Genomic DNA, 535 nt, shown 5'->3' on the forward strand with positions numbered 1-535 from the left:
CGGCGCCGGCACCATCGGCCTCTGCACCATCATGTGCGCCAAGGCCGCCACAACCGCGACCTGCGTCAGGCCGCGCTGAACGTCGAGGCCTACCGCGCGTTGCACCGCATCCAGCGTGCCGAGCTGTTCCCCGGCGTCGACGCGGGCGGCATAGAAGAAACCCGGCTCGAAGCGCACACAGTCCACCGTCTGCAGCGAAGCGATGGACGGATGAACGAAAACCATCTCGACAAGACGCAGCGTCACCAGCCGCGCATCGGCCAGGATATCGACCCGACCGCTGCGCACTTCGTCGAGCGCCTTGCTGGCATCGCCGCTGTAGAGCAGTTCGATCTTTACCGCCAGCTGGCCGACGATGCGCTGGCGTGCCTCGCGGCTGCCCCACGCGCTGTGCGGCGTGACGCTCAGCCGTGGCACATCGGCGGCCAGCAGCGGATTGTCATCGCTGGGTGGTTCGCTGGTCAGCACGTCGGTGGCCGCGCCGCCCAGGTGGCCACGGCGCAGGGCGTCGGCCAGCGCCTGTTCGTCGACCAGC

2 pseudogenes are annotated in these 535 nt (G+C 69.0%); one reads left to right on the forward strand and one right to left on the reverse strand.

The features are described from left to right. Positions 1-141 (forward strand): annotated as a pseudogene (locus tag U8L64_RS20125) (hypothetical protein); the annotation flags it as partial. A 171-nt stretch (positions 142-312) separates the two neighbouring features. Here the strand turns inward: U8L64_RS20125 and U8L64_RS20130 are convergent. Next, positions 313-535, reverse strand: a pseudogene (locus tag U8L64_RS20130) (NAD(P)-dependent oxidoreductase); the annotation flags it as partial.

It is taken from the genome of Pseudomonas sp. FIP_A4 (assembly GCF_036701605.1).
Taxonomy (GTDB): domain Bacteria; phylum Pseudomonadota; class Gammaproteobacteria; order Pseudomonadales; family Pseudomonadaceae; genus Stutzerimonas; species Stutzerimonas phenolilytica.